This is a genomic window from Pseudomonas sp. GW822-FHT01E03 (assembly GCF_058802985.1).
Genome location: NZ_JBXAOQ010000004.1, coordinates 26995 through 51282, shown reverse-complemented (window position 1 = coordinate 51282; position 24288 = coordinate 26995). Strand labels below are relative to the sequence as shown.

23 protein-coding genes, 1 tRNA gene and 1 pseudogene are annotated in these 24288 nt (G+C 60.4%); 17 read left to right on the top strand and 8 right to left on the bottom strand.

Annotated elements, in window-relative coordinates:
- Positions 1-5: 5 nt before the first annotated feature.
- From phrB to AC1RP7_RS09015, 4 genes and pseudogenes are all read left to right on the top strand, one after another.
- Positions 6-1448, top strand: a complete 1443-nt coding sequence (gene phrB / locus AC1RP7_RS09030; protein ID WP_218494211.1) for a deoxyribodipyrimidine photo-lyase — start codon at positions 6-8, stop codon at positions 1446-1448.
- A gap of 2 nt (positions 1449-1450) precedes the next feature.
- A pseudogene (locus tag AC1RP7_RS09025) lies at positions 1451-1550 on the top strand (nuclear transport factor 2 family protein); the annotation flags it as partial.
- On the top strand, positions 1547-2329 hold the full coding sequence (locus tag AC1RP7_RS09020; RefSeq protein ID WP_493181288.1) for an SDR family NAD(P)-dependent oxidoreductase: 783 nt from the start codon (positions 1547-1549) through the stop codon (positions 2327-2329). The pseudogene AC1RP7_RS09025 and the gene AC1RP7_RS09020, both read left to right, overlap by 4 nt.
- A 99-nt stretch (positions 2330-2428) precedes the next feature.
- The gene (locus AC1RP7_RS09015; RefSeq protein WP_007981864.1) at positions 2429-2734 is read left to right on the top strand and encodes a YkgJ family cysteine cluster protein; all 306 of its coding nucleotides are present in this window, start codon (positions 2429-2431) and stop codon (positions 2732-2734) included.
- Between the two features lie 148 nt (positions 2735-2882).
- Here the strand turns inward: AC1RP7_RS09015 and AC1RP7_RS09010 are convergent, their stop codons facing one another.
- From AC1RP7_RS09010 to hemA, 6 genes are all read right to left on the bottom strand, one after another.
- Positions 2883-3401: an acyloxyacyl hydrolase gene (locus AC1RP7_RS09010; RefSeq protein ID WP_349736491.1), complete on the bottom strand. Its 519-nt coding sequence runs from the start codon at positions 3399-3401 to the stop codon at positions 2883-2885.
- Positions 3402-3524: 123 nt separating this feature from the next.
- On the bottom strand, positions 3525-4316 hold the full coding sequence (gene murI / locus AC1RP7_RS09005; RefSeq protein ID WP_150814906.1) for a glutamate racemase: 792 nt from the start codon (positions 4314-4316) through the stop codon (positions 3525-3527).
- Complete coding sequence (locus AC1RP7_RS09000; protein WP_218494209.1) at positions 4309-5064, bottom strand: molybdopterin-synthase adenylyltransferase MoeB; 756 nt, start codon at positions 5062-5064, stop codon at positions 4309-4311. The genes murI and AC1RP7_RS09000 overlap by 8 nt, the downstream gene beginning before the upstream one ends.
- Positions 5058-5888: a peptide chain release factor N(5)-glutamine methyltransferase gene (gene prmC, locus AC1RP7_RS08995; protein WP_090457656.1), complete on the bottom strand. Its 831-nt coding sequence runs from the start codon at positions 5886-5888 to the stop codon at positions 5058-5060. Before prmC ends, AC1RP7_RS09000 begins: the two co-directional genes overlap by 7 nt.
- Entirely contained in the window at positions 5889-6971 is a 1083-nt protein-coding gene (gene prfA / locus AC1RP7_RS08990) for a peptide chain release factor 1 (RefSeq protein WP_007981853.1), read from the bottom strand.
- Positions 6968-8257, bottom strand: a complete 1290-nt coding sequence (hemA, locus tag AC1RP7_RS08985; RefSeq protein WP_493181290.1) for a glutamyl-tRNA reductase — start codon at positions 8255-8257, stop codon at positions 6968-6970. Before hemA ends, prfA begins: the two co-directional genes overlap by 4 nt.
- A gap of 235 nt (positions 8258-8492) precedes the next feature.
- Between hemA and AC1RP7_RS08980 the strand changes: the two genes are divergently transcribed.
- The 8 genes from AC1RP7_RS08980 (at position 8493) to ychF (ending at position 15410) form a co-directional block, all read left to right on the top strand.
- Positions 8493-10217, top strand: a complete 1725-nt coding sequence (locus AC1RP7_RS08980; RefSeq protein ID WP_493181291.1) for a tetratricopeptide repeat protein — start codon at positions 8493-8495, stop codon at positions 10215-10217.
- Positions 10218-10221: 4 nt separating this feature from the next.
- Positions 10222-10839 carry a lipoprotein insertase outer membrane protein LolB gene (gene lolB / locus AC1RP7_RS08975; RefSeq protein WP_057713315.1) on the top strand — a complete coding sequence of 206 codons (618 nt, stop codon included), beginning with the start codon at positions 10222-10224 and terminating at the stop codon, positions 10837-10839.
- A 1-nt stretch (position 10840) separates the two neighbouring features.
- On the top strand, positions 10841-11692 hold the full coding sequence (gene ispE / locus AC1RP7_RS08970) for a 4-(cytidine 5'-diphospho)-2-C-methyl-D-erythritol kinase (protein ID WP_493181292.1): 852 nt from the start codon (positions 10841-10843) through the stop codon (positions 11690-11692).
- A 36-nt stretch (positions 11693-11728) separates the two neighbouring features.
- Positions 11729-11803 (top strand) — tRNA-Gln (locus AC1RP7_RS08965).
- A gap of 46 nt (positions 11804-11849) precedes the next feature.
- Positions 11850-12791, top strand: a complete 942-nt coding sequence (locus AC1RP7_RS08960) for a ribose-phosphate pyrophosphokinase (protein WP_003171603.1) — start codon at positions 11850-11852, stop codon at positions 12789-12791.
- A 142-nt stretch (positions 12792-12933) separates the two neighbouring features.
- Positions 12934-13533 (top strand): 50S ribosomal protein L25/general stress protein Ctc, encoded by a 600-nt coding sequence (locus AC1RP7_RS08955; RefSeq protein ID WP_007973891.1) that lies wholly within the window; start codon positions 12934-12936, stop codon positions 13531-13533.
- 169 nt (positions 13534-13702) lie between these two features.
- Positions 13703-14287, top strand: coding sequence for an aminoacyl-tRNA hydrolase (gene pth, locus AC1RP7_RS08950; RefSeq protein ID WP_007973893.1), 585 nt, complete (start codon positions 13703-13705; stop codon positions 14285-14287).
- Positions 14288-14309: 22 nt separating this feature from the next.
- Entirely contained in the window at positions 14310-15410 is a 1101-nt protein-coding gene (ychF, locus tag AC1RP7_RS08945) for a redox-regulated ATPase YchF (RefSeq protein WP_057713313.1), read from the top strand.
- Between the two features lie 171 nt (positions 15411-15581).
- Here the strand turns inward: ychF and AC1RP7_RS08940 are convergent, their stop codons facing one another.
- Positions 15582-16799 carry an MFS transporter gene (locus AC1RP7_RS08940; RefSeq protein ID WP_493181294.1) on the bottom strand — a complete coding sequence of 406 codons (1218 nt, stop codon included), beginning with the start codon at positions 16797-16799 and terminating at the stop codon, positions 15582-15584.
- Positions 16800-17132: 333 nt separating this feature from the next.
- On the opposite strand from AC1RP7_RS08940, the gene AC1RP7_RS08935 reads away from it, so the two are divergent.
- Positions 17133-19190, top strand: a complete 2058-nt coding sequence (locus AC1RP7_RS08935; RefSeq protein ID WP_493181296.1) for a methyl-accepting chemotaxis protein — start codon at positions 17133-17135, stop codon at positions 19188-19190.
- Positions 19191-19205: 15 nt separating this feature from the next.
- Here AC1RP7_RS08935 and AC1RP7_RS08930 read toward each other — a convergent pair whose 3' ends face one another.
- Entirely contained in the window at positions 19206-20111 is a 906-nt protein-coding gene (locus tag AC1RP7_RS08930; protein WP_057713310.1) for a LysR substrate-binding domain-containing protein, read from the bottom strand.
- 228 nt (positions 20112-20339) lie between these two features.
- Here AC1RP7_RS08930 and AC1RP7_RS08925 point away from each other — a divergent pair, with 228 nt between their 5' ends.
- Genes AC1RP7_RS08925 through AC1RP7_RS08910 form a run of 4 tightly spaced genes read left to right on the top strand, consistent with a single transcriptional unit; the run spans position 20340 to position 24274 of the window.
- The gene (locus AC1RP7_RS08925) at positions 20340-21458 is read left to right on the top strand and encodes an ABC transporter ATP-binding protein (protein ID WP_493181297.1); all 1119 of its coding nucleotides are present in this window, start codon (positions 20340-20342) and stop codon (positions 21456-21458) included.
- 15 nt (positions 21459-21473) lie between these two features.
- Positions 21474-22394, top strand: coding sequence for an ABC transporter permease (locus AC1RP7_RS08920; RefSeq protein ID WP_007981819.1), 921 nt, complete (start codon positions 21474-21476; stop codon positions 22392-22394).
- Entirely contained in the window at positions 22394-23200 is an 807-nt protein-coding gene (locus AC1RP7_RS08915; protein WP_493181298.1) for an ABC transporter permease, read from the top strand. The genes AC1RP7_RS08920 and AC1RP7_RS08915 overlap by 1 nt, the downstream gene beginning before the upstream one ends.
- Positions 23201-23227: 27 nt before the next feature.
- Positions 23228-24274, top strand: a complete 1047-nt coding sequence (locus tag AC1RP7_RS08910) for an ABC transporter substrate-binding protein (protein ID WP_090457671.1) — start codon at positions 23228-23230, stop codon at positions 24272-24274.
- The last annotated feature ends 14 nt before the right edge of the window (positions 24275-24288 follow it).

Sequence of the window (24288 nt, the reverse complement as noted above, 5' to 3'; positions counted from 1 at the left end):
CCAAAATGCAATTGATCTGGCTGCGCAGCGACTTGCGCCTACATGACAACACCGCCCTCTCGGCCGCCGCGGCTCGCGGCCCGTGCTTGGCGGTGTACCTGCTGAGTCCGGAACAATGGCTGGAACACGACGATGCGCCCTGCAAAGTGGACTTCTGGCTGCGCAACCTGCGCGAGTTGAGCCGCGAACTGGGTCAACTGAACATTCCCCTGCTGATCCGCCAGGCCCCTCGCTGGGATGACGCACCCAGCGTATTGCTGAACCTGTGCCGACAGTGGCAGGTCGATGCGTTGCACCTCAACGAGGAATACGGCATCCACGAGTCCCGTCGCGATGCAGCGGTCGCCCGGACGCTACAGGCTGAAGGGATCGAAGTTCGCCGCTACCTCGATCAATTGCTGTTCAAGCCCGGGAGCGTGCTGACCCGCACCGGCACTTACTTTCAGGTCTTCAGCCAGTTCCGCAAAGTCTGCTACGAACGACTGCACCACTCGCTGCCCAGCCTGGTCCGCGCGCCGCACAAACAAGCGCCGCTGAACATTGCCAGCGATGCGATCCCCTTGAGTGTCGACGGCTTCGCAACACCCGCTGATAACCTGCGCAACCTGTGGCCGGCGGGCGAAGCCGAAGCCCGGCGTCGCCTCGACAGCTTTAGCGATGTGCAGATCGAGCACTATCAAAGCGAACGGGATTTCCCGGCGAAGCCCGGCACCAGTCAGCTCTCGGCCTATCTCGCCGCCGGGGTGATTTCTGCGCGCCAATGCCTGCACGCCGCCTTGAACAGCAATCAAGGTGAATTCGAAAGCGGCAAGACCGGCGCCGTCACCTGGATCAACGAACTGCTGTGGCGCGAGTTCTACAAACACATCCTGGTAGGCTACCCACGGGTTTCCCGGCACCGCGCGTTTCGTTCGGAAACCGAAGCGCTGGCCTGGCGCAACGCCCCAGAAGAGCTGGCCGCCTGGCAACAGGCGCGTACTGGCTTGCCGATCATCGACGCCGCCATGCGCCAACTGCTGGCAACCGGCTGGATGCACAACCGCCTGCGCATGGTGGTGGCGATGTTCCTGACCAAAAACCTGCTGATCGACTGGCGCGAAGGCGAACGCTTTTTCATGCGTCACCTGATCGATGGCGACCTGGCGGCGAACAATGGTGGCTGGCAGTGGAGTTCTTCCACCGGCACCGACTCGGCGCCTTACTTCCGGATTTTCAACCCGCTGAGCCAGTCGGAAAAATTCGACCCCGAAGGCGTATTCATCAAGCAGTGGTTGCCAGAACTGGCCGGGTTGAATAAAAAAGACGTGCACAACCCCGCCAATCTCGGCGGCCTTTTCGGTGTTGTGGATTACCCCTCACCGATCGTCGACCTGGGTACTTCCCGTACACGTGCGTTGACGGCATTCAAAAACCTGCCCTCACGGCAATACGCCGCCGCTGGGTCATGAATTACCGCCACCGGGATTACTTCGATGCCGGGGGCTTTGCTTTATGAACATTTACCCGTATTGGGCCGGGCAATTGCCTGGCTGAAAAGGAGATTGGGATGAGTCGGACACTCGCACGACGATACTGGCTGACCGGTGCAAGCAGCGGCATCGGTGCCGCCCTGGCCGAAGAAATCCTGAAAGCCGGTGCGCACCTGGCCGTCAGTTCGCGCACCGTGGCCCCCCTGAAAGACTTGTCGCTACGTTATCCGGGGCAAGTGCTGGTGGTCCCCGGAGACCTGACCAACAGCCAGACCGTACGCGAGATCGGCGAGCAGATTGCCGAGGACTGGGGCTCGCTGGACACCGTGATACTGAACGCCGGCACCTGCGAGTACGTGGATGCCAAGCAGTTCGATGCGTCGATTGTCGAGCATGTAGTGCGCACTAACCTGTTGGCCAGCAGCTATTGCATCGACGCCGCCCTGCCATTGCTGCGTGCCGGCACCGCACCGCATATGGTGGCCATGGCCAGTACGGTGACCTACCTGCCGCTGCCCAAGGCAGAAGCCTACGGCACTTCGAAGGCCGGGCTACGTTATCTGTTCGAATCCCTGCGCATCGACCTGGCCCCGGAAGGCATAGAACTCACGGTAATCAGCCCCGGGTTTGTCGAGACACCGCTGACGGCAAAAAACGACTCACCCATGGCCTTGAGCTGGCCGGTGGAGAAAGCCGCGCGGCACATCTTCGAAAAACTCAAGGACCGCCCGTTGGAAATCGCTTTCCCCGCAGCGTTCATGACCGCCCTCTGGCCACTCTCCAAACGGCCGGACCAAATAAAACTGGAGATCGGCAAACGCATGGTGCGCAGCCAGCCGCCGATCAAGGATCAACCCTGAAAGTCGTCATCAATGGCGGCGGTGTCTCGGACGCTCAGATATTTGAGCGTCCGTCAGACCTTTCACACAGTACCCGGTGACTGCCTTACACTGCGCGCCATGAAAACCATCCCCCATACGCAAATCGCGGAGCCCGCGGTCACCTGCTCGACCTGCGCAGCCTGCTGCTGCCAGCTCGAAGTCATGCTGATCACAGATACGGGCGTGCCTGAACGGTTCATCGATACCGATGACTGGGGCGGGGAAGTGATGTTGCGCCTGGATGACGGTTGGTGTGCCGCACTGGATCGCAACACGATGATGTGCACGATCTACGAAAAACGCCCGCTGATCTGCCGGGAGTTCGAGATGGGCGCTCCGGAGTGCATCGACGAACGCCAGGGGATTTCAACGGCGTATCGCTGAACTGGAAAACCACGTGCCCCCCCCCCTGTGGGGGCGAGCTTGCTCGCGATAGCGATTTCAGACTCAACATTGATGTTGAATGAAACATCGTCATCGCGAGCAAGCTCGCTCCCACAGAGGGATTTACAACCCGCTGAAACCGTGGTGCTTACAACGGCATCGTGTAATGCAATGCGTAACTTTCTACACCATCGTTCGGAGTGGTGATCCCGGCGTTGGAATAGTGCGTCGCACGAACCCCGACTTCATGTCCGCCGGTAAAGCGCAAACCGAAACCAAAGCGGTCTTCGAACTGAAAGGCGCTGCCCAGATCGTTGCTTTCGACTTCGGTGCTGGCAAACGCCGCCACGCCAATCCCAAACTCGATGTAGGGTTTGACGTTCTGGCCGGCAAACTCATAAACAAGCACGGGTGAGAACGACAGGCTGTGGTTACTGGATTTCTCGTCACCTTCCCAATAGGTATAGGCGCCGTCCCAGTAACCGGTCAGACGACCAACGTCGCTCTGCCACCAGCTCTGGTCCCAATCGAACTGCATCCCCAATCGATAGGTCATGGTCGACTCGCCGGTTTGCCCCACGGCAAATTCCACACCTGCCGCCTGCGCGGTAAAAGTGTGCCCCAAAAGTGCGGTCGCAATCGCGGCCAAGCAGAATAGTCGCTTCACTTGAAACTTCCTTTTCCGAACGATTTCGTATGGTTTTTTTTGTTACCAAGCCCTGCAAAACTATAGAAGTCAGCGATTGATCAGAAGTTTACCCCGACTCTTCGTATTCCCCCGGACAGTCATCTACCTGTTGAAGCTTCGCACAACACCAGAGGTATTCCACAGTATCGGCAAGATATTTCTGAAATGAAGCGGATCGGCGCTGGTCCAGAACTGTGCCTCACGGGAAGGTCCCTGGGCGAGCAGCTCGCCTTCGGCCAGCAGACGCTGAAGTTGTCGCGCGACGGCGGCGCCGGTGTCGATCAGGCTGATGTCCTCGGGGATCATCTGCCGCAGCATCGGCTTGAGAAAGGGGTAATGGGTGCAGCCGAGAATCAGAGTGTCCGCGCCGGCAGCCAGCAGTGGCTCGACATACCCGGCCAACAGCTGGCGCAACTCGGGGCTGCGCAGGTCGCCGTTTTCAATCAGCTCCACAAGCCCTGGACAGGGTTGGGTGATCACTTTCACATCCGTGGCGAAGCGGTCGAGCAACGCGGCGAACTTGGCGCTCTGCAAAGTGCCTGTGGTGGCCAGCACCCCCACCACGCCGGAGCGGGTTGCGGCGGCGGCCGGCTTGACTGCCGGCTCCATGCCAACGATGGGCCATTCCGGATAGTCGCGACGCAGGTCGGCGACCCCGGCAACCGTCGCCGTGTTGCACGCCAGCACCAAAGCCTTGGCGCCCTGTTGCCGAAAGAAGTCGGCCATCACGCTGCAACGTTGCTGGATAAATGCCGGGGATTTTTCGCCGTAGGGAACATTCCCGCAGTCGGCGACGTACAACAGCGACTCGTTGGGCAGCAAACGCTGGATCTCGGCCAGTACCGAGAGCCCACCGACACCGGAGTCGAAAACGCCGATCGGCGCTTCACGCATGTTTCGACCCACAGACGCTGCAGCCCGGATCGCGCTTGACCCGCAGTTCACGGAAGCGCGTGCCCAAGGCATCGATCAACAACAGGCGCCCCACCAGCGGCTCGCCGAATCCGGCCAGCAACTTCAACGCTTCAAGCGCTTGCAGACTGCCGACCAGCCCCACCAGCGGACCGACCACGCCGGCCTCGCTACAGGTCAATTCGGCTTCGCTGCCGTGCCCGTATAAACAGTGGTAGCACGGACTCTCCGGTCGACGCGGATCGAACACCGACAGCTGCCCTTCGAGGCGGATCGCCGCGCCGCTGACCAGCGGTTTACCGGCCGCCACACAAGCGGCGTTGACCGCTTCACGGGTGGAAAAATTGTCAGAACAATCGAGGACCAGATCCACTCTGGCCACTACGGCGGCCAGGGAGTCTTCGTCCAGCGCCGCACTATGGGCGATCAGTTGAATCTCGGGGTTGATCGCCGTCAGGCGCTTGATTGCCGAATCGACCTTGGTCATGCCGACGCTGTCGGTGTCGTGAATGATCTGGCGTTGCAGGTTGGTCAGGTCGACCGTATCGAAGTCCGCCAGGTGCAACTCACCAACGCCGGCGGCCGCCAGATACAGCGCCACTGGCGCGCCAAGACCGCCAAGACCGACGATCAATACGCGGCTTTCCTTGAGCCGCAACTGGCCGTCGATATCGATGTGTTGCAGCAGAATCTGCCGGCTGTAACGCAGCAATTCCTGATCATTCAGCACGGCAGGCGCCCCAGACTGATGCGTTGATGACCGCCCAGATCGGTGCGGCTGTGGACTTCTTCGAAACCCCGGGTCAGCAGCAAATCGCGAACCGCCTCGGCCTGATCATAGCCGTGTTCGAGCATCAGCCAACCGCCGGCGTCCAGATGGTCCGGTGCCTGGGCAACGATCAAGCGCAGATCGTCGAGCCCGTCGACACCCGCCACCAAGGCGCTGGCCGGTTCAAAGCGCACGTCGCCCTCGACCAGATGCGGATCGGCCGCTGCGATGTAGGGCGGATTGCTGATGATCAGTTGAAAACGCTGACCTTCCAGGGCGCTGAACCAATGGCTGCTCAGCACGGTGGCGTTGTCCAGGTGCAGGCGCTGGCGATTGCGTTCGGCCAGGGCCACGGCTTCCAGCACACGATCCACGGCAGTGACGCTCCAGGCCGGACGCTCGCTGGCCAGGGCCAGGGCAATCGCGCCGCTGCCCGTGCCAAGGTCGAGTACCTTGGCCGGTGTGGCTGGCAACAGTTCCAGCGCGGCTTCCACCAGCAGTTCGGTGTCGGGGCGCGGGATCAGCGTGTGCGGTGCCACTTCCAGGTCCAGCTTCCAGAAACCCTGCTGGCCGAGGATATAGGCCACCGGCTCACCGCTGCGGCGGCGCTGCAAATACTCGGCGAACGTCAGCGCCGCTTCGCTCGGCACGATGCGCTCCGGCCAGGTATGCAGGAAACTGCGGGACTTGCCCAAGGCCGCCGCCAGCAGCAGTTCGGCATCCAGACGCGCCGTCGGCGAGTCGGGTAAATCGGCGGCGCGCAACAAACTGGCAATGATCGTCATTTACTCACCTATCGCTGCCAGTTGATCGGCCTGGTACTCGGCCAGCAACGGCTCGATCACCGCCTCGACGCCGCCGGCGAGGATCTCGTCGAGGGAATACAAGGTCAGGTTGACCCGATGATCGGTGACTCGGCCCTGGGCAAAATTATAGGTGCGGATACGCTCTGAGCGATCGCCGGAACCGACCAGCAACTTGCGCTCGCTGGCGATGGCGTTGGCCGCGGCGGAGGTCTGCTGATCGTTCAGCTTGGCCGACAACCAGGACATCGCCCGGGCGCGGTTCTTGTGCTGTGAACGTTCTTCCTGGCACTCGACCACGATGCCGGACGGCAAGTGCGTGATACGGATCGCCGAATCGGTCTTGTTGACGTGCTGGCCACCGGCGCCGGAGGAGCGATAGGTATCGATGCGCAGATCGGCCGGGTTGATCTCGATGGCTTCCTGTTCGTCCGGTTCGGGCAATACCGCCACGGTGCAGGCCGACGTGTGAATGCGGCCTTGAGATTCGGTCGCCGGAACCCGCTGCACGCGGTGCGCGCCGGATTCGAACTTCAGCTTGCCGTAGACGTTGTCGCCCTCGACCCGGGCAATCACCTCTTTATAGCCGCCGTGTTCACCCTCGTTCTCCGAAAGGATCTCCACCCGCCAGCCACGACGCTCGGCGTAACGCGAATACATGCGGAACAGGTCGCCGGAGAAAATCGCCGCTTCGTCACCACCGGTACCGGCACGGATCTCGAGAAACACGTTGCGGCCGTCGTTCGGGTCCTTGGGCAGCAGCATGCGCTGCAGGTCGGCTTCGAGCGTGACCAGGCGTTCCTTGGCCTCGCGGACTTCTTCCACGGCCATTTCCCGCATGTCCGGGTCGCTGTCCTTGAGCAGTGCCTGGGCGCCTTCGAGGTCGTCCTGCACTTTCAGCAGTTCTTTATAGGCGCCCACGATCGGTTCAACTTCCGCGTACTCCTTGGAATAGGTGCGGAACTTGTTCTGATCGGAAATGACCTCGCCATCGCCCAACAGGGCGGTCAATTCCTCGAAACGGTCCTGGAGGATATCCAGCTTATTGAGCAGTGACGCTTTCATTGCGGTTTTTTATCCGAAAAGCTATCCGATGAGCCCTCACCGAGGGCAAAGAGTTCCTGGGCCATCGCCAGCGCATCCAGGCGACCTTCGGCAGAGAGCTTTTTCAACTGCACGCTCGGTGCGTGCAACAGTTTGTTGGTCAGCCCGCGGGCCAGTTGCACCAGCACCTCTTCGGCACTGGTGCCGTTGGCCAGCATGCGCTGGGCCTTTTGCAATTCTTCATCGCGCAGGCGTTCGCTCTGTTGACGATAGGCCTTGAGCACGTCCACCGCCGCCAATTCGCGCAGGCGGATCATGAAATCTTCGGCACCGATCAAGACCATCTCTTCGGCGGCCTGGGCTGCGCCCTGGCGGCTCTTGAGGTTCTCGGCAACCACTTCGTGGAGGTCGTCGACGCTATAGAGGTAAACGTCGTCCAGTTCACCGACTTCTGGCTCGATGTCGCGGGGAACAGCGATATCCACCATGAAGATCGGTTTGTGCTTGCGCAGTTTCAAGGCGCTTTCCACCGCACCCTTGCCCAGAATCGGCAACTGGCTGGCGGTGGAACTGATGACGATATCGCTGCGCACCAGTTCTGCCGGAATATCCGACAACAGCACCGCATGGGCACCGAACTGTTCGGCCAGGATGCTCGCGCGCTCCAGGGTGCGGTTGGCGACCACTATGCGCTTTACACCCAGGTCATGCAGATGGCGGGCGACCAGGGTGATGGTCTCGCCGGCGCCGATCAACAAGGCCTGGCTGCGTTGCAGGTCGCTGAAAATCTGCTTGGCCAGGCTTACCGCGGCAAACGCTACCGACACCGGGTTCTCGCCGATGGCCGTGTCGGTGCGCACCTGCTTGGCCGCATTGAACGTGGCCTGGAACAGCCTACCGAGCAACGGCCCGATGGTGCCGGCCTCGCGGGCCACGGCATAGGCCGATTTCATCTGGCCAAGAATCTGCGGTTCGCCCAACACCAGCGAGTCGAGCCCGGAAGCCACCCGCATCATGTGACGAACTGCCGCATCATCTTCATGCACATAGGCGCTTTCGCGCAGCTCGTCGTAGCTCAAATGATGATATTCGGCCAGCCAGCGCAGCACGACGTCCGCCGACAGGTGATCCTGTTCTATATAGAGTTCACTGCGATTGCAGGTGGAGAGGATCGCAGCTTCGCGGCTGTCGGTGAGTCGGCAGAGCTGCTGCAAGGCCTCAACCAGCTGCTCAGGGGTAAAAGCCACGCGCTCGCGGACGTCTACTGAAGCAGTCTTGTGGTTAATACCGAGTGCAAGGAAGGCCATTCAAAGTCGCTGATGGTGACGTGAAGCCGGCAATTGTCCTACTTCGACGGAATCAGAACAACTACTCGATATCTATCGCCCCATCAGGCGCCGCTGCGGGTTGCGAGCAGTTCTCGTTTACACAAGCATCAGGGCGACGCGGATCGGGCTGGCAGGTAAATTGCCGGGCCGGTTATGTTTGCTCGAAAGCTTGTGTCATGATGATCCGACCGCAGGTTAGTCGTCCTCTTCCTATATGAATAGATCCTCCGCGTTGCTCCTCGCTCTTGTCTTCCTCAGCGGCTGCCAGGCCTTGGCACCCGTTTCGTCGGACGGTGCGCCGCCGGTTGAAGACAGCACCCCGGCCCCTGAAAAGCCCAAGGTCTACAGCCCATTCAGCGAGGAAACCATCTTCAGCCTCTTGAGCGCCGAACTGGCTGGCCAGCGCAATCGTTTTGACATTGCCCTGGACAACTATGTGACCCAGGCCATCAACACTCAGGATCCGGGCATCTCCGAGCGGGCATTTCGTATCGCCGAATATCTGGGCGCCGACCAGGCAGCCCTGGATACTGCGCTGATCTGGGCCAGGAACGCCCCCGACGACCTCGAAGCGCAACGCGCCGCCGCCGTGCAACTGGCACGCGCCGGGCGTTATGACGACTCCATGGTCTATATGGAGAAAGTCCTGCAAGGCAAAGGCGACACCCATTTCGACTTCCTTGCGCTGTCCGCGGCCGACACCGACCAGGACACCCGCAACGGCTTGATGAAAAGCTTCGATCGTTTGTTGCAGCGTCATCCGGACAACGGCCAGCTGATTTTCGGCAAGGCCTTGCTGATGCAACAGGATGGCGACGCCAAGGGCGCGCTGAAGCTGCTGGAAGACAATCCGCCGGAGGACGGCGAAATTGCGCCGATCCTGCTGCGCGCACGCCTGCTGCAAACCTTGAATCGCGGTGACGAAGCCCTGCCGCTGCTGCAGAAAAGCATCAAGAAATACCCGGACGACAAGCGCCTGCGCCTGACTTACGCGAGGATGCTGGTTGAACAGGACCGCATGGACGACGCCAAGGCCGAGTTCTCGAGCCTGGTCCAGCAATACCCGGAAGACGACGAACTGCGTTACTCCCTGGCGCTGGTGTGCCTGGAAGCCAAGGACTGGAACGAGGCCAAGGGTCATCTTGAAGACCTGATCGCCCGGGAAAGCCACGTCGACTCGGCGCACCTGAACCTCGGCCGCATCGCCGAAGAACAAAACGACCCGCAAGGCGCACTGATCGAATACGCCAAGGTTGGCCCGGGCAACGACTTCCTGCCGGCGCAATTGCGTCAGGCCGACATCCTGATCAACAACGGCAAGACCGCCGAAGCGCAACGCAAGCTGGCGGCAGAGCGCGATGAGCAGCCAGATTACGCCATCCAGTTGTACCTGATCGAAGTCGAAACCCTGTCCGCCAACAATCAGGGCGACAAGGCCTGGAATGCTCTGCAACAGGCCTTGCAGAAATACCCGGACGACCTGAACCTGCTCTACACCCGCGCCATGCAGGCGGAAAAACGCAATGACCTGACGCAGATGGAAAAAGATCTGCGTACGATCATCAAGCGCGACCCGGACAATGCCATGGCGTTGAATGCCCTGGGCTACACCCTGTCCGACCGCACCACGCGCTACGCCGAAGCCAAGGCCCTGATCGAACAGGCGCACCAGATCAGTCCGGAAGACCCGGCGGTACTCGACAGCCTTGGCTGGGTGAATTACCGCTTGGGCAATCTGGACGAAGCCGAGCGCCTGCTGCGCCAGGCCCTGGATCGCTTCCCCGATCAGGAAGTCGCCGCTCACCTGGGTGAAGTCCTGTGGGCCAACGGCAAACAGCGTGAAGCGAAACAAGTCTGGGGCAAGTTCCTCAAGGAACAGCCTGACAGCCCGACCCTGCGCGGCACCATCAAACGCCTGACCGGATCAGAGACTCTTTAAAATTATGTTTTTGCGCCATTTCATCGTTTTCAGCTTTATCGCCCTGCTCGCCGGTTGCGCGGGCCTGGGTCCCCGTGAGTCGGTCGAGGGCCATGGCAACGCCGCCCAATGGCGCGAGCACAAACAGCAACTGACCGGCCTCGATGGCTGGCAGATCGACGGCAAGATCGGCATCCGCGCCCCGAAAGACTCGGGCAGCGGCACGCTGTTCTGGTTGCAGCGCCAGGATTACTACGACATTCGCCTGTCGGGACCACTGGGCCGTGGCGCGGCTCGCCTGACCGGACGCCCGGGCAAGGTGTCGCTGGAAGTCGCCAACCAGGGACGTTACGACGCGCCGAATCCGGAAGTGCTGCTCGAAGAACAGCTTGGCTGGAAGCTGCCGGTGTCCAACCTGGCCTGGTGGGTGCGCGGGCTCCCGGCTCCCGACAGCAAAAGTCGCCTGACCCTGGACGGCGACAGCCGCCTGGCGAGCCTTGAACAGGATGGCTGGAAGGTCGACTACACCGCCTACACCCAGCAAAACGGTTTCTGGCTACCCGAGCGCATCAAGCTCAGCGGCACCGACCTTGATGTCACGCTGGTGATCAAGATCTGGCAACCGCGCAAACTGGGGTCATGACATGCCAGCCAATCGCCTGACGCTGCCCTCGCCAGCCAAACTCAATTTGATGCTGCACATTCTGGGTCGCCGCGAAGACGGCTACCACGAACTGCAGACGATGTTTCAGTTTCTTGATTACGGCGACGAAATCACCTACGCCCTGCGCAATGACGGTGTCATTCATCTGCACACTGAGTTCGAAGGCGTTCCCCACGACAGCAATCTGATCGTCAAGGCCGCCAGAAAACTGCAGGAACAATCCGCTTGCTCGCTGGGCGTCGATATCTGGATCGACAAGATCCTGCCCATGGGTGGCGGCATCGGTGGCGGCAGCTCGAATGCCGCAACAACATTGCTGGGTTTGAATCATCTGTGGCAATTGGGCTGGGATGAAGACCGCCTGGCCGGGCTGGGGTTGACGCTGGGCGCCGACGTCCCGGTTTTCGTACGTGGCCACGCGGCTTTCGCCGAGGGCGTGGGGGAGAAACTGACCCCTGTGGACCCGGAAGAACCGTGGTATCTGGTGCTGGTGCCGCAAGTCTCTGTTAGTACGGCAGAAATTTTTTCAGATCCGTTGTTGACACGTAACACTCCTCCCATTAAAGTGCGCCCCGTTCCCAAGGGAAACAGTCGAAATGACTGCTTGCCGGTGGTAACAAGGCGTTATCCAGAGGTACGTAACGCTTTGAATTTGTTAGGTAAATTTACCGAAGCAAAACTCACCGGAACTGGAAGTTGTGTGTTTGGGGGCTTCCCAAGCAAAGCTGAAGCTGATAAAGTCTCGGCCCTTCTGACAGAGACCCTTACAGGATTTGTAGCAAAAGGAAGCAACGTTTCGATGTTGCATCGCAAGCTGCAAAGTCTGCTCTAAAGGAACCGATTACTGGGTAATCGTTGCAACAGATACAGGGGCGTCGCCAAGCGGTAAGGCAGCAGGTTTTGATCCTGCCATGCGTTGGTTCGAATCCAGCCGCCCCTGCCATTTTCCTATACTCATCCAGGTTACCCTCAGCCTTCAGGTACTGCGCGTGTCCAAGATGATGGTCTTTACGGGGAACGCTAACCCCGATCTGGCTCGGCGTGTCGTACGTCAGCTGCATATCCCTCTCGGTGACATCTCTGTCGGTAAATTCTCCGACGGCGAAATTACAGCCGAGATCAATGAAAACGTTCGCGGTAAAGACGTCTTCATTATTCAGCCGACTTGCGCTCCGACCAACGATAACCTGATGGAACTGGTAGTGATGGCTGATGCCTTCCGCCGCTCCTCGGCTACTCGTATCACTGCTGTTATTCCTTACTTTGGTTATGCCCGTCAGGATCGCCGTCCGCGTTCCGCACGTGTGGCTATCAGCGCGAAAGTCGTGGCTGACATGCTTACCGTAGTCGGCATCGACCGTGTTCTCACGGTTGATCTGCATGCTGACCAAATCCAGGGTTTCTTCGATATTCCGGTAGATAACATCTACGGCTCCCCGGTTCTGGTGGATGACATCGAAGATCAGCGCTTCGAAAACCTGATGATCGTGTCCCCGGACATTGGCGGCGTCGTGCGTGCACGTGCCGTTGCCAAATCCCTGGGCGTGGATCTCGGGATCATCGACAAACGCCGTGAGAAAGCCAATCACTCTGAAGTGATGCATATCATCGGTGATGTCGAAGGGCGTACCTGTATTCTGGTCGATGACATGGTCGATACCGCCGGCACCCTGTGCCACGCGGCCAAGGCCTTGAAAGAGCATGGCGCTGCCAAGGTTTTCGCCTACTGCACGCACCCTGTGCTGTCGGGTCGGGCGATCGAAAACATCGAAAATTCCGTGCTGGACGAGTTGGTGGTGACTAACACCATTCCTCTGTCCGCTGCAGCACAAGCCTGTGCGCGTATCCGCCAACTGGATATCGCACCGGTAGTTGCCGAGGCGGTCCGCCGCATCAGCAATGAAGAATCGATCAGCGCGATGTTCCGCTAAGGGCCCTGCCCTTCTCGAAATGTCTCGTTGACGAAAAGCGCCCCGCCCCGGCATTCCTGTCGGGGCGGGGCTTTTTTGCCCATATCGCCTTTAGCGCTGGTCGCAAACGCTGGGGCGAGTGTGGTTATTTTGGAGATACAACATGAACGATTTTACTCTGAATGCTGAAGTGCGTTCCGACCTGGGGAAAGGTGCGAGCCGCCGCCTGCGTCGTCTCGCAAGCCTGGTTCCAGCTGTAGTTTACGGTGGCGACAAAGCCCCTGAATCCATCAGCATGCTGGCCAAAGAAGTTGCCAAACTGCTCGAAAACGAAGCGGCTTACAGCCACATCATCGAGCTGAACGTTGGTGGCACCAAGCAGAACGTCGTGATCAAAGCCCTGCAGCGTCACCCGGCCAAAGGCCACGTGATGCACGCTGACTTCGTACGCGTAGTAGCCGGCCAGAAACTGACCGCTATCGTTCCAGTGCACTTCATCAACGAAGAAGCACCGACCAAGAAAGGCGGCGAAATCTCGCACGTTGTTGCCGAGATCGAAGTTTCCTGCCTGCCGAAAGATCTGCCTGAGTTCATCGAAGTCGACCTGGCTAACGCTGAAATCGGTTCGATCATTCACCTGTCGGACCTCAAGGCTCCTAAAGGCGTTGAGTTCGTGGCCCTGGCACACGGTGATGACAAGGCTGTTGCCAACGTCCACGCTCCACGTGTTGCTCCAGAAGCTGCAGAAGGCGCTGCAGAGTAATTTTACTCTGTACGCCGGAGTGACCGGAAACATCGCGGACTAGAGCATAGCGAGAAAGCGGGCGAGAACGCGGAGTTTACATCATGGTAAATGAGCAATTTTCGTCCACTTTCGCCGCTATCCCTGATTGCGGCGATGTTATCCACCACTCCAAGGAAGGGCCCCTATCGTGACTGCCATCAAACTGATCGTTGGCCTGGGAAATCCAGGCGCTGAATACGAACAGACCCGGCATAACGCAGGGGCCCTTTTTGTTGAGCGCATCGCGAACGCACAAGGCGTGAACCTTGTGGCGGACCGCAAATATTTCGGCCTGACCGGGCGCTATTCGCATCAGGGTCAGGATGTTCGTCTGCTGATTCCCACCACGTACATGAACCGCAGCGGCCAGGCCGTGGCGGCCCTTGCAGGTTTCTTTCGCATCAAGCCTGAAGAAATCCTCGTGGCACACGACGAACTCGACCTGCCACCCGGCGTCGCCAAACTCAAAGTGGGCGGCGGCCATGGCGGTCACAACGGGTTGCGCGACATCATTGCGCAACTGGGCAATCAGAACACTTTCCACCGCCTGCGGCTTGGCATCGGTCATCCGGGCGTCGCCAGTATGGTTTCAAATTTCGTCCTGGGTCGTGCGCCACGCGCCGAACAGGAAAAACTCGATGCCAGCATCGACTTTGCCCTCGGCGTGCTGCCGGATATCCTCGCCGGGGAATGGAACCGCGCGATGAAAAACCTGCACAGCCAGAAGGCCTGACTCTTATCCGAGGGGAAACACCATGGGATTCAATTGCGGCATCGTCGGCCTGCCTAACGTCGGCAAGTCCACCCTGTTCAACGCCCTGACCAAATCCGGGATCGCGGCCGAGAACTTCCCCTTCTGCACCATCGAACCTAACAGCGGTATCGTGCCGATGCCGGATCCGCGTCTGGATGCCCTGGCAGCCATCGTCAATCCAAAGCGCATCCTGCCGACCACCATGGAATTCGTCGACATCGCGGGCCTGGTTGCCGGCGCGTCGAAAGGTGAAGGCCTGGGCAACAAGTTCCTGGCCAACATCCGTGAAACCGATGCCATCGCCCACGTGGTCCGCTGCTTCGAAGACGAGAACGTGATTCACGTCTCCAACAGCGTCGACCCGAAACGCGACATCGAAATCATCGACCTGGAACTGATCTTCGCCGACCTCGACAGCTGCGAGAAGCAACTGCAGAAAGTCGCGCGAAACGCCAAGGGCGGTGACAAGGACGCAGTGGTCCAGAAAGGCCTGCTGGAGCAACTGATCGCTCACTTCACCGAAGGCAAGCCGGCGCGCAGCCTGATGAAGAACATGGGCACCGACGAGAAAGCGGTGATCAAGGGCTTCCACCTGCTGACCACCAAGCCGGTCATGTACATCGCCAACGTCGCTGAAGACGGTTTCGAGAACAACCCGCACCTGGACGTTGTACGCGCCATCGCCGAAGAAGAAGGCGCCGTGGTTGTTCCGGTGTGCAACAAGATCGAAGCGGAAATCGCCGAGCTCGATGACGGCGAAGAAAAAGACATGTTCCTCGAAGCCCTGGGCCTCGAAGAGCCTGGCCTGAACCGCGTGATCCGCGCCGGCTACGAAATGCTGCACCTGCAGACCTACTTCACCGCCGGTGTCGAAGAAGTCCGCGCCTGGACCGTCCGCGTCGGTGCCACCGCACCACAAGCCGCTGGCGTGATCCACACCGACTTCGAAAAAGGCTTCATCCGCGCCGAAGTGATCGCCTACAACGACTTCATCCAGTACAAGGGCGAAGCCGGTACCAAGGAAGCCGGTAAATGGCGCCTGGAAGGCAAGGATTACATCGTTAAAGACGGCGACGTGATGCACTTCCGTTTCAACGTGTAAGCCATACGCCCAAGAAAAAGCCGCGTTTGATACGCGGCTTTTTTTGTGCCTTGTTTTTGCTTTTCTGTGGGAGCGAGCTTGCTCGCGATAGCGGTGTGTCAGCCAACAAAGATACTGACTGACACTCCGTCATCGCGAGCAAGCTCGCTCCCACAGGGGATTTGTGCTGGATCAGGACTTTTTCGTACGCGGCAGGAAGATTGCCAACACCCCGAACAGCGGCAGGAACGAACACAGGTAGTACACGTACTCGATGCCGTGAATATCCGCCAGATGGCCCAGCAACGCCGCGCCAATCCCACCGAAGCCGAACATCAAACCGAAGAATATCCCGGCGATCATCCCGACATTACCCGGCACCAGTTCCTGGGCGTACACCACGATGGCCGAGAACGCCGAGGCGAGGATGAAGCCGATGACCACGCTGAGGATGCTGGTCCAGAACAGGTCGACATGGGGCAGCAACAATGTGAAGGGTGCAACGCCGAGGATCGAGAACCAGATCACCGCCTTGCGCCCGATCCTGTCACCGATCGGCCCGCCAAAGAACGTCCCCGCCGCGACCGCGCCGAGAAACAGGAACAGGTGCAACTGCGAGCTGGCCACCGACAGGTCGAACTTCTCGATCAGATAAAAGGTGAAGTAGCTGGTGAGGCTCGACATGTAGAAATACTTGGAGAACACCAGTAACCCGAGCACCACCAGCGCACTGGTCACTCGGCCCTTGGACAAACCGTGAGTCGCCGCCTGGCCCTGCTTGAGCTTGAACAGGTTCAAATGGTTGGCGTACCAGCGGCTGATCCGGTAGAGGACGAACAGCGCAAACACCGCGAACAGGCCGAACCAGGCCACCTGCCCTTGACCGTAGGGAATGATGATCGCCGCCGCCAGCAACGGGCCGAACGCCGAGCCTGCGTTACCGCCGACCTGGAAGGTCGATTGCGCCAGCCCGAAGCGTCCGCCTGAAGCCAGGCGCGCCACGCGGGACGCTTCCGGGTGGAAGGTCGATGAACCGATGCCGATCAGCCCCGCCGCCAACAGGATTAGCGGGAAGCTGCCGACCACCGACATCATCAGAATCCCGACCAGGGTGCAGACCGTACCCGCCGGCAACAACCACGGCTTGGGATGACGATCGGTGTAGTAACCGACCCACGGCTGCAGCAGCGAGGCCGTCAACTGGAACGTCAGGGTGATCAGGCCGACCTGGGTGAAGGTCAGGCCATAGTTGGCCTTGAGCATCGGATAGATCGACGGCAGCACCGACTGGATCAGGTCGTTGATCAAATGCGCCATCGCTACCGCGCCAATGATGCGCATCACCAGGGGACTGCTTTGGGGCGTAGCGGACGCCGGCACTGAGCCGGTCTGGGCGTTGCTGATAGCCATGGGAATTTCCAGACAACAGGAGGTACGAACGTGCAGGTGCGCCAATGTGCCATTTTTCGGTGCGGCAACGCCATCCCCTTAGCCTGCTAACGACCTCGTTTTTCATCACCACAACCTTGATGGCGCAAAGCCATGGTCTGAATCTTGCCTTCCTTGTCTGCTTGAACGCGGCCTCCTTACAAAGGAGACCGACAATGGGAAGTTTCGCTACAGAGTCGGCCTACAGAGCGGACAAGGGTGAACTTTCGAGGCCTTTTTAGAGGGCACGAGTCGGGGGCGCGACAACCTCCGTCGCACGCCAATAGTGCGTGGTGTCCAGAGGAGTCATGGGGCATGCAGGCTTTTTTATCACCGGGGATCGGGCTGCTGGGGCGTTTTGGCTTCGCACGTAAATTCCAGCTGTTGTTTCTGCTGTTTATCCTGCCGCTGGCCGGCAGCCTGTGGATGATCGGCCAGGACTATCGCGACAAACTCAGCCTGATCTCCGGCGAACGCGCCGGGGTGCGGCAACTGCTTGCCCTCGATGCGCTGGATGACCTGCTCGCCGCCCAGCGTGATCGCGCCGCCAGGTGGCGCGCCACGGAAACCAATCGCCAGCCAACGCCGGCCACCCTCGCCGCGATGGCCGCCTTCGATGGGGTTCAGCCCGCCGTCAGCCAGGCCACTACCGAATTGGGCAATGCCCTGCAAAAAGAAAGCGCCGAGGGCGAAACCCTGTCGCGTTATCAGGCCCTGCAAACCGCCCTCGATGGCCTCGACTCAAAAAGCCTGAGCAATGTCGGCTGGTGGCCCGATGGCTACGATCGCTTTACCAACGCCTTGAGCGCCCTGCAAGCCTTGCGCGAGCAGATCGCCATGGATAATCGCCTGACGCTGGCACCGTGGCTGGAAACCTACTTGCTGACGCAGATCTCCACCCAGCATGCGCCGGACCTGATCGAACGGGTCGGTCGTCTGGCTGCTGTGGGCCAGGCCTCGGTGGTGTCCGGACAGTTCACCTTGCAAAGCCGCCTGCAACTGCGCGACTTGCGCAGCCGCATCGGCGATGCGCGAGAGCAGCTGGTGAAAACCGCTGGCCTGCTCGAAGCGCGCTTGCCCAACGCCCTGCAAACCTGGGCCGGGCAATACCACGACAGCCTCAAGCGCCTGGATGCAGGCCTGAAGGTGCTGGATGACGGCGTGTTCGGCGGCAGCATCAACCTCAAGCCGGAGGACTTCGAACGCAGTCTCGACGCCCTGCTCTCTGACCTCGCCTCGTTGCGTCAGCAGTCGCTGGTGTCGCTGGATCAACGACTGGATTACTACCACGACTCGGCGATCCGCCAGTTCGTTGTTGTGGCCGCCGTGTTGGGCTGCCTGCTGTTGGCCGCGCTGTATCTGTTCATCTGTTTGCAGGCCTCGATCCGCCGCAGCGCCAGCGGCATCACGGTACTGGCCGAGGCCCTGCGCGATGGCAATCTGAGCCTGCAAGTGCCGGTTCAAGGCCGGGACGAACTGGCGGTCATCAGCACCGCGCTGAACGTCGCCGTGGTGCAACTGCGCACCAGCCTGCAAGGGGTGGATCACGAAACCCTGCAACTGAGCAACGCGGTACAAACCCTCAACCATCATTCCAGCGACGCCCTGGGCGAAGTCGAAGCCCAGCAGTTGCAGATCAGCCAGATTGCCGCTGCGGCGACGCAACTGGCCGCCACCTCACAAGGGGTGGCCCACAGTTGCGAACAGGCGTCCGGCAGCGCCCAGCACACCCGGCGCATTGCCGCCGACAGCAGCCGTGACAGCCAGCGCACCACCGCGAGTATCCAGCAGCTCAATCAACGTCTGAACGAGACCGCTGCGGCGCTGGGCCGGGTCAGTGAACAAGGACAGCAGATTCAACTGGTGGTCGACACCATTCGCGGTGTCGCCGAGCAGACCAACCTGCTGGCACTCAACGCCGCCATCGAGGCGGCCCGGGCGGGCGAGCAAGGGCGTGGCTTCGCAGTGGTGGCCGATGAAGTGCGCAGCCTGTCCCAACGCACGCAATCGTCGACCGCACAGATCGCCGGCACGGTCGACAGCCTGCGCAACACCGTGAATGAGGCCGTCAGCCTGATGCAAGCCGCGTGCAGTCAGGCAGAGAGCGATGCGCAAGCGGTCACCGGCCTCGGTGAACGGCTCGGGGAAATCGCCAGTGCGGTGCAGAGCGTCACCGATACCCTGGCGCAAATCGCCACGGCGGTGGAGGAACAGGCCAGTACCGCCGACGAGGTCAGCGGCAATATCCAGCAGGTCGATCAAGCGGCGGTGCGCTTGCTCGAAGGGGCCCGCGCGGTGAACCAGGCCGCGGACACTCTGAGCCACGGCAGCAAAGCCTTAAGCGACAACACCGGGCGCTTCCGTTTGAGTTGAACCCGCCAGGACTTCTCAGGCGCGGATCACCGCCTCCGGGAAGTCCTGCTCCAGTTCGCTCTTGAGCCAGTCGATAAACCACGCCGCGTCTGCCGAGAGTTCGGCGGACGGCGTCAGCACTCGATAGCTTTCCAGCTTCACTTGCGCGTCCACCACCCGCACCAGCTTGCCGCTATGGAGTTCGTCGCGCACCAGCACTTCGTTGGCCAGTGCGATGCCCTGCCCGCTCTCGGCCACCGACAGCGCGTGGTCGTTGTTGACGTAGAGCATGTCCGAATTGAGGTGCATGTCGAGGTCGTTGGCGGCGAACCACAGGTTCCACCACTCGCCGTCATCCACATGGATCAGGTTGTGTTTCACCAGGTCCGCGGGGCTGTCGATGGGCTCGACGCTGGCCAGATAGTCGGGGGAACAGATCGGAAACACCCGAGGACAAATCAGGCTGGTGCGCGAGTGCGCATATTGGCCGTCCAACCCGTAGACGATGCCCAGGTCAGCGCTTTTGCCATCCACTTCGGTGAAGGTGGAGTTGGGTTCGATGGCGAACTTCAAGCCCGGGCGCAGATGACGCATGGCCTCGATGCGCGGCATCAGCCAGCGCTTGGCAAACCCTGGCACCACCATGATGCGCAGCCAGCGTTCGGCGTGTTTTGGCTGCGCCTCTTTTCCCGCTTCGATGATCAGCTGCAAGGCGGCGGTGATCTTGCGGTGGTACTTCTCCCCCGCCGTCGTCAGGTTGACCCCGCGTGAGGTGCGCTCGAACAGTTGGATGCCCAGCCAGTCTTCCAGCAACTTCACATGGCGGCCGATGGCCGGCTGGGTCACGTGCAGGGCTTTGGAGGCTTCGACATAGCTGCCCAACCGGGCCGCGGCATCAAAGGCACGCACCGCGTTGAGCGGCGGCAAACGGTGGTCAGGCATGGTTTCCGGGCGCCTTCTGCTGTTAAATTTTTTAACAGCCCCTATGTTAAAATTGAAGTTTCGCCCCCGCAACCCCTCGCTGATAATCGATCCACAGCAGAACAACAAAACAGCTGGTTACAACACCCGAACGCAATCTCGATCCTGCCCAGAAAAATAATATCCATGGCCCGACGACACAGCTGTTTTCAGCACGTGCGCAGGCGATGGGGGAATCGGAGGTAACGCATGAATGCCCTGCATTCGCTGCAAACGCTGGCGGTGTCCATCCGCTCAGTGCGCAAAGTCTACGGTGATCCAAAGACTGGCCCGGTGGCGCTCAAAAGCATCGACCTGGACATTCGCGACAACGAGTTTTTCACCCTTCTCGGCCCTTCGGGCTGCGGCAAAACTACGCTCCTGCGGATGATCGCCGGGTTCGAATTCCCTACCGAAGGCGAAATTCTGCTCTACGGCGAAAACATCGCCGACCGCCCGCCCTTCCAGCGCCCGGTCAACACGGTGTTCCAGCATTACGCGCTGTTCCCGCACATGACCATCGCCGAGAACCTGGCCTTCGGCCTTGAGTCCCACCCGATGGGCAAAGTCCTGAACAAAACGCAATTGGCCGAACGGGTGCGCGAGATGCTCGCCCTGGTGCAGATGGAGCGCTTTGCCAACCGCAAGCCGGCGCAACTGTCTGGCGGTCAGCAACAGCGTGTCGCCCTCGCTCGTGCATTGGCGCCGCATCCCAAGGTCTTGCTGCTCGACGAACCGCTTTCGGCGTTGGACCTCAAGCTGCGCCAGGCCATGCGCGAAGAGTTGAAAACCATTCAGGCGCGCACCGGCATCACTTTCATCTTCGTCACCCACGACCAGGAAGAAGCCCTGACCATGTCCGACCGTATCGCCGTGTTGTCCGAAGGCGAGGTGCAGCAGGTCGGTCGTCCGGAAGACATCTACGAACGCCCGCGCAATCGCTTCGTGGCGGACTTCATCGGTGAAACCAACTTCATCGAAGGTACGGTCACCCGCGTTGCAGACGGCCTGGCCTGGTTCGCCGGTCCGGCCGGTCATCCATTGCCTGCACAGCCATGCAGCGATGTGCGAGTCGGTGCCAACGTCGCATTGTCCGTGCGCCCCGAGCGTTTGCATCTGGTGCCAGCCACCACTGAGAACGCTCTGCCGTGCCGGATCGAAGCGCAGATCTACCTCGGCACCGACCTGCAATACCAGGTCAGCCTGAGCGACGGTTCACGCCTCACCGTGCGCACCCCCAACTGCGTCGACCAGAGCAAACGCTTCGCCGTCGGCAGTCAGGCCGGTCTGTTGTTCGACCAGGGCAGCGCCAGCGTCCTGCACGATTGAGCACGAGGAATTGCCATGCACGCTTTACCGATTGCCAACACACTGGAACGTCGGCGGGCCTTCCAGAGCTTTCTCGGTGTCAGCCCCGCGCTGATCGCCATCGGCCTGTTTCTGATCGTGCCGATCCTGATCGTCATCGGTTACTCGCTGATGGAGGCCAACCCCTATGGCGGGGTGAACAAAGTATTCAGCAGTGACGCCTACACCTCGCTGCTGTTCGAGCGGCAACTGGACGACAGCCTGGCCTTCGCCGACTCCTACCTGATCATTGCCCTGCGCTCCATCGGCATCGCCGGGCTGACCACGCTCATCACCCTGTTGATCGGTTTTCCGGTGGCGGTATGGCTGGCCATGCAACCGGCCCATCGCCGTGGCTTGCTGATCTTCCTGATCACCGTGCCGTTCTGGGCCAACCTGTTGATCCGTACCTACGCCTGGATTCTGCTGCTGCGCAACACCGGGGTGATCAACAACAGCCTGATGGGCCTCGGGGTCATCGACCAGCCGCTGCAACTGCTCTACACCGACGGCGCGGTGCTGCTGGGGCTGGTTTATACCTATGCGCCCTTCGTCGTGCTGCCGATCTACGCCACCCTGGAAAAAATGGACATCCGCCTGCTCGAAGCCGCTCAAGACCTCTACGCCGGACGCGTTCGAACCTTGCGCAAGGTGGTGTTGCCGATTGCCAAACCGGGAATTCTCGCCGGCGCCATCCTCACTTTCGTGCCTTGCCTGGGCGCGATGATCGCTCCGGAACTGCTCGGTGGCGGCACGCGAATGATGCTCGGCAACCTGATCTTCCGCCAGTTCAGCGATGCGCGTAACTGGCCTTTCGGTGCGGCCCTGTCGCTGGTGCTGATGGCGGCGGTGATGTTGGTACTGACGGTTTATGCCTTGCGTGCCGAGCGCCAGCGCATCGCCAAAGGAGGTGCGTGATGATCGGCCTGTTCAAACGCAACACGCTGGGGGTGCAGGACTTCCCCGGCTTCGGCGGATTCTGTTTCCTGTTCTACCTGTACCTCTACGCGCCGATCGTGGTGCTGGTGGTGTTTTCGTTCAACGCCAACCAGTCGGCCACGGTGTGGACCGGTTTCAGCTTCGACTGGTATCGCGCGGCCTTCGCCAACCAGGCCCTGCGCCAGGCGGCTGGCAACAGCCTGTTGATCGCGGTCTGCGCCAGCATGGTCGCCACGGCCATCGCCACCCTCGCCGCTCTCGGCACTTCACGGGGTGCGAAGTTCAAGGGCCTGCAACTGTCCATGGGCGCGATCATGTTGCCCCTGGTGCTGCCGGAAATCGTGGTCGGCGTCGCCACCCTCGCGCTGTTCTCCACCATCGGTCTGTCCCTGGGCTACGGCAACCTGATCATCGCGCACACGGTGTTCTGTATCCCGTTCGCCTTTCTGCCGATACGGGCACGCCTGAACGACATGGACCTGTCCCTGGAGCAAGCCTCGGCCGACCTCTATGCCGGCCCGTGGCGGACCTTTCGCAAGGTCACGTTGCCGCTGCTGATGCCGGGGATTTTCTCCGGGTTGATGCTGGCCTTCATCGTGTCGCTGGATAACTTCGTGATCTCGATGATGGTCTCCCAGGCCGGCACCACCACCTTGCCGATTTTCATCTTCGGCCTGTTGCGCATGGGCGTGACACCCGACGTCAACGCCGTGTCGACCCTGATCCTCGGTGTCTCGGTGCTGTTCGTCACCCTTTCTTATCTGCTGGGCAAAAAGAAATCCTGATCCTTCTACGCACTGTGGGGAAATAGCATGAGCAAGTGGATTAAAAGCATCGGCACTTCGTTGTTCCTGACTTTACCGCTGACCATGGTCGGCAGCGTTCAGGCCGCGGAAAAACTCAACGTGGTGAGCTGGAGCGGCTACTTTTCGCCGGAGATTCTCGCCAAGTTCCAGAAGCAGACCGGCATCGAAGTCACCGTCGACTCCTACGATTCCAACGAAACCCTGCTGGCCAAATTGAAACAGGGCGGTGCCGGTTATGACGTGGCGATCCCTTCGCACCAGTTCGTGCCGATCCTGATCAAGGAAAAACTGCTGGAGCGCTTCGACCCGGTCAACCAGCCCTACTACGCCAGCGTCGTCGACAACCTGAAAAAACCCACCTGGGACCCGGAAGGTGCCTATTCCGTGCCGTTCATCTGGGGCACCACCAGCGTGGTGCTCAACACCGAGCGCTACAAGGGCCCCGCCGACAGCCTCAAGGTGCTTTACGAGCCACCGGCCGAGCTGCAGGGACGAATCAACATGTTCGACTCGGTCAGCGACGTGGTGGACATGGCCAGCCTGTACCTGAACATTCCACTGTGCAGCGAAGACCCGAAGCAGATGCAGCAGATTCTGACCCTGCTCAAGGCGCAGAAACCCTTCGTCAAAACCTACAGTTCCAAGGCCGGTTCGATCCGCGAAAACCTCGCCTCCGGTGAAATCGACATGTCGACCTTCTGGGGCGGCTCGTCGATGCGCGCCCGGGAGATGAAACCGAGCCTGAAATACCTGTACCCGAAAGAAGGTGTGCTGGCCTGGGTCGACAACATGGTCATCCCGACCGGCAGCAAGAACCCGGCAAACGCCAAGGCCTTCATCGCGTTCCTCAGCCAGCCTGAAAACGCGGCGATGACCCAGAACTTCCTCAAGCATCAGAGCCCGATCAAGGGTGTGGAGCCGTTCCTCGACGCGGGCCTCAAGGATGCCCCGGAACTGCACATTCCCGAAGGCACCCAGGTGGTGTTCAGCAAGACCTGCGGCGAAGGCGCGATCCGCCTGGCCGACCGTCTCTGGACCAACCTGATGCGTTGATCTCTACCGCCCCG